This window comes from Bradyrhizobium australafricanum, from assembly GCF_020329495.1.
GTDB classification, from domain to species: domain Bacteria; phylum Pseudomonadota; class Alphaproteobacteria; order Rhizobiales; family Xanthobacteraceae; genus Bradyrhizobium; species Bradyrhizobium australafricanum.
Genome location: NZ_JAGKJL010000147.1, coordinates 1 through 4547, shown reverse-complemented (window position 1 = coordinate 4547; position 4547 = coordinate 1). Strand labels below are relative to the sequence as shown.

Here is a 4547-nt window from a genome sequence, read left to right as displayed (position 1 = left end):
GCAACGCCCGCCACTGGCAGCCGGTCGAAACGATATAGAGGATCGCTTCGATCACACGACGCAGCTCCGTCTTACGCGGCCGGCCGCGCCGGTTCGCTCGCGGCAACAGGCGTCTGATCAGCGCCCACTCCGCATCGGTCATATCGCTTGCATAACGCAGATCGTCCCGCCGATATTGCTCCCGAGTGATCTTGGTCCAGGGCATCGTGCTCTCCCTCGAATCTTTGCAAATCCGATGGAATCACACCCCACTGAGATCACTCACCCATTTTTCAGTCAGGCTCTCAGGATGACGGGTCTACTTGTCCGAACGCGAACGCTCCGAACTCAGCCTTCGCCGTTCCGCGCATCGAAGTCGTTTCGCGCGCCCTCGATCTCCGGCAGATGCGCGAACGCCCATTCGCCGAGCGCCATCACAGGCACGGCCAGTCCGCGCCCGAGGTCGGTCAGTTCGTAGTCGACCCGCGGCGGAATGGTCGGAAACACCGTGCGCGTCACCAGGCCATCGCGCTCCAGCCCGCGCAGCGTCAAGGTCAGCATGCGCTGCGAGATGCCGTTGATCATCCGCTTCAGCTCGTTGAAGCGGCGCGGTCCATCGCGCAGCAACATGATGACCAGCACGCTCCATTTGTCGCCAACCCGCGACAGCACCGAGGCCACGCCGCGGCAGTCCTGATGCGTCCCGGGACCACGCGGCAGGCCGGTTTCGGCGGTTACATCGATGTGCTCGGGTTCCATTGGTGTGCTCGGGTTTCAAAAATGTGCGTTCTTGCGGAGATTTAAGACGGTCACTCATATAGCGCCAGTTACAAACCTATACTAAAGGTGACCTCAGCCATGAAACTTCTGCACATCGACTCCTCGGTCCTCGGCCCCCACTCCGTCAGCCGCCAGGTCTCCGCCGCCGCCGTCGAGCGGCTGCGCCAGGCCAATCCGGGCCTCGTCGTCAGCTATCGCGATCTCAGCCAGACCCCGCTCGCCCACCTCTCCGGCCTGCACCTCGCCGCCAGCCAGGGCGCGGCGCCGGATCCGTCGGTACGCGATGACATCGCGACCGGCCAGGCCGTGCTGGACGAGTTCCTCGCGGCCGACATCGTCGTGATCGGCGCGCCCATGTACAATTTCACGATTCCGAGCCAGCTCAAGGCCTGGATCGACCGCATCCTCGTCGCGGGCAAGACCTTCAAATACGGCGCCGGCGGCGTCGAGGGACTGGCCGGCAACAAGCGCGTCATCATCGCGATCTCGCGCGGCGGATATTACGGCGCCGACACGCCGATGGCCGCGCTCGAGCACCTCGAGACCTATCTGCGCGGCGTGTTCGGCTTCATTGGCGTCAGGAATGTCGAGTTCATCCCCGCCGACGGCATCCAGGTTGGCCCCGAGCATCGCGAAAAGGCGGTTGCGGGCGCGCTGCAGGCCGCCGGCAATCTGAACGCAGCCTGATGTGATTCAAAGCGCCTGCCGTCGCTTGGCGGCGGCAGGCCGTTCAGGTGGAGGAACTCAGAACCAGACGCCCTGTATGCCGAGGATGACGGCGACCAGCGAAATCAACAGGCCGATGCCGGAGAACAGCGCGACCGTCACGAACTGCGTCGTATCTGAACTTTCGGATGCGGGCGAAACCGGGATCGACGTCGAAATGCGGGCTGCTTTCGGCATGGCGGCACTCCAAATGATTCCGTGGTGAAAAATTCCCCGCCCAATCAGGAGTCCGGGCAGTACGCCAAAGGTTCAATGCGCGCGATGATAGTCGCAAGCGAAACCGGCCGGTATGAAACGCTTCACACCGGCCGTTCGATACAATGAGAAACAAACCAGAGCGTTTTCGAGCGAAGTGGATACCGGTTCGCGTGAAGAAAACGCGTCAAAATAAAACCAGAGCCGCGTTCCGATTTAATCGGAACGGAAAGGCTCTATCCGCGGTAGATCGGTGCGCCCGCCGGTGATGCCGTTGCACCGCCATCGATGAACAGCTCCTGCCCTTGCACATGCGCGGCGTCGTCGGACGCCAGGAACAGCACGGTCTTTGAAATGTGATCGGGCTCGCCGATCCGCCCGAGCGGCGTGGTCTTGCCGATCCGCTGCTCGAAGATCTTCTCGGCCTCGGGCGTCGCGATCGCCGCGCCCCAGATCGGCGTGCGCACCGCGCCCGGCGCCACCACGTTGACGCGGATGTTGCGCGGCGAGAATTCTGACGCCATCACCCGCGCCATCGCGCGCACGCCGGCCTTGCTCGCGGCATAGGCCGAGTAGCCGGGATTGCCGAGCACGGAAATCACCGAGCCGTTGAGAATGATCGATGCGCCGTCGTTGAGGTACGGCGCGACCGCCTGCACCGTGAAGAACACACCGGTGAGATTGGTCCGGATCACATTCTCGAATGCGGCCAGCGTGGTGCCGCCCACCGGCGTCTGGCCGGGAATGCCGGCGTTGGCGAACAGCACGTCATACTTGCCGAACTTCTCGGCGCCCTGCTTCACCGCGGCTTCCAGCGCCGCGACGTCGGTGGCATCGGCCGCCACCGCGAGCGCGTTCGGCCCGAGCTCCCTGGATGCCGCCGCAAGCGTCTCCTCGTTGCGCCCGGTGATGACGACCTTGGCGCCCTCCGCCACGAACAGCTTCGCTGTCGCGAGCCCGATGCCGCTGTTGCCGCCGGTGATCAACGCCGTCTTGTTCGCCAGTCTCATGTCCGCCTCCAGTTGGTTGCATTATTAAACTTCGTTGCCTAGCTAGGGCTAACGGTTTAATATTGCAACCACACAAGGTCGTGATGGCCCAAATTCCTGGAGACAGCCGGTGAAACGAACCAGCCTTGCAGGCGACAGCTGTCCCGTCGCACGCGCGCTCGACGTGTTCGGCGACTGGTGGTCGCTGCTGATCATCCGCGACGCCAGCCTCGGCCGGCGCCGCTTCGGCGAATTCCAGGCAAGCCTCGGGCTTGCCAAGAACATCCTTGCCACACGGCTGCGCACGCTGGTCGAACGCGGCATCCTGAAGACGGTCCCCGCCTCCGACGGCAGCGCCTATCAGGAATATGTCCTGACGCCGAAGGGCCAAGGCATCTTTCCGATCCTGGTGGCGCTGCGGCAATGGACCGAGGAATTCGACGAGCATCCTGACGAGATCGCGACCACCCTGGTCGACCGCGACAAGGGCAAGCCGGTGAAGAAGCTCGCGCTCTATTCGCAGGATGGACGCGTGCTTGGCGCGGCCGACACTGCGCTCAAGCCGCGGCCTGCAGCAAAGCGCGCGCGGCGCCTCGTGACTGCGTAGGATGGGGGTTGCTGGTACGACACGACGGGCAACTCACCAAAAACTTGTCAATCCTCGCCCGCGAAGATATTTCGTTTTATCCGAATGCGCCTCGCGTCGCGAGGATGCGGATGTATGACTCACATACGACGGCCCATATTGGGTGTCGTCCCTGCTTTCGAAAGCAGGGACCCATAACCACAAATGCTGGTTGTTGAACGATGCTGAGACGACGAGTCCCATTCACAACACCCGCTGCGGCGTATGGGTCACGGCCTTCGCCGGGACGACGGCGGTGGATGTGGCGCGAGCTAGCGTTCTTCCTTTCTCCAGGAAGGGTCGCAAATCACGACTTCTGTTTCGCCGCACCGCGCTGTTTGACATCTTAAATTGCGGTCCATCCCCACCGTCGTCCTGGCGAAAGCCAGGACCCATTACCCCAAATCTCAATTGTTGCGCGACGTTGCGGCCACGATCCCTTTCACAATCCAATGCGGTGGTTGATGGTGTGGACGGCCCCCTACGGCATCAGTGTGCCAGAATGAGGTTGTCTAGCTAGATCTCATACAAGGGAGCCGTCCGTGAACCAGATTATCCGCATTGGGATTGATACGTCGAAGTATATTTTTGTGCTGCATGGGGTTGATGCGGCGGAGCAGGTGGTGCTGCGCAAGAAGCTGTCGCGCAAACAAGTGCTGGAGTTCTTCGCCAAATTGCCGCCGACCGTGATCGGGATGGAGGCCTGCGGGGCTTCGCAACATTGGGCGCGTCAGCTTTCCAAGCTCGGTCACGAGGTGAAGCTGATGGCACCGCAATTGGTTAAACCCTACGTGATGCGGAACAAGAATGACGGGCGGGATGCAGAAGGCCTGTGTGAAGCGATGAGCCGGCCGAGCATGCGCTTCGTGCCGGTGAAGACGGCCGAGCAGCAGGCCGCGCTGATGCTGATGGGTGTCCGCGACGGATTGATCGTCCGGCGCACCCAGCTGACCAATACGATACGCGGCCATGCGGCGGAGTATGGCCTGATCGCACCCAAGGGACTGGACGCGATCGAACCACTGCTGGCGCGGATTGCGCAGGACGAGACGCTTCCGGTTCTGGCGCGCGAGCTGTTTGTGGTGCTGGGCCGGGAGCGCGCCAGGCTCGAGGGTGAGTTGGAGGCGGTTGAGGCCAAGCTGATGGCCTGGCACCGCGGCGATGCCACGGGCCGGCGCCTGGCTGAGATCCCCTCGGTCGGTCCGATCGTTGCAACCGCGCTGGTGATGAAGACACCTGATCCGCACGCGTTC

Annotated in this window: 7 protein-coding genes; 3 read left to right on the top strand and 4 right to left on the bottom strand. The window is 62.7% G+C overall.

Annotated elements, in window-relative coordinates; all coding sequences use genetic code 11:
* Positions 1-205 (bottom strand): transposase (locus J6525_RS45970; protein WP_225643240.1); only part of this gene is annotated, 205 nt, incomplete at its 3' end.
* Between the two features lie 122 nt (positions 206-327).
* Positions 328-738 (bottom strand): winged helix-turn-helix transcriptional regulator, encoded by a 411-nt coding sequence (locus J6525_RS45965; protein ID WP_038380388.1) that lies wholly within the window; start codon positions 736-738, stop codon positions 328-330.
* A gap of 99 nt (positions 739-837) precedes the next feature.
* Here J6525_RS45965 and J6525_RS45960 point away from each other — a divergent pair, with 99 nt between their 5' ends.
* The gene (locus J6525_RS45960) at positions 838-1446 is read left to right on the top strand and encodes an FMN-dependent NADH-azoreductase (protein WP_225649562.1); all 609 of its coding nucleotides are present in this window, start codon (positions 838-840) and stop codon (positions 1444-1446) included.
* A 57-nt stretch (positions 1447-1503) separates the two neighbouring features.
* On the opposite strand, the gene J6525_RS45955 is transcribed toward J6525_RS45960, so the two are convergent.
* The gene (locus J6525_RS45955; RefSeq protein ID WP_092078167.1) at positions 1504-1662 is read right to left on the bottom strand and encodes a hypothetical protein; all 159 of its coding nucleotides are present in this window, start codon (positions 1660-1662) and stop codon (positions 1504-1506) included.
* Between the two features lie 254 nt (positions 1663-1916).
* Positions 1917-2690 (bottom strand): SDR family NAD(P)-dependent oxidoreductase, encoded by a 774-nt coding sequence (locus J6525_RS45950; RefSeq protein ID WP_225649561.1) that lies wholly within the window; start codon positions 2688-2690, stop codon positions 1917-1919.
* A gap of 109 nt (positions 2691-2799) precedes the next feature.
* On the opposite strand from J6525_RS45950, the gene J6525_RS45945 reads away from it, so the two are divergent.
* Positions 2800-3276, top strand: a complete 477-nt coding sequence (locus tag J6525_RS45945; protein WP_225649560.1) for a winged helix-turn-helix transcriptional regulator — start codon at positions 2800-2802, stop codon at positions 3274-3276.
* A gap of 560 nt (positions 3277-3836) precedes the next feature.
* The coding region (locus J6525_RS45940; RefSeq protein ID WP_225649559.1) for an IS110 family RNA-guided transposase at positions 3837-4547 on the top strand (711 nt) is incomplete at its 3' end.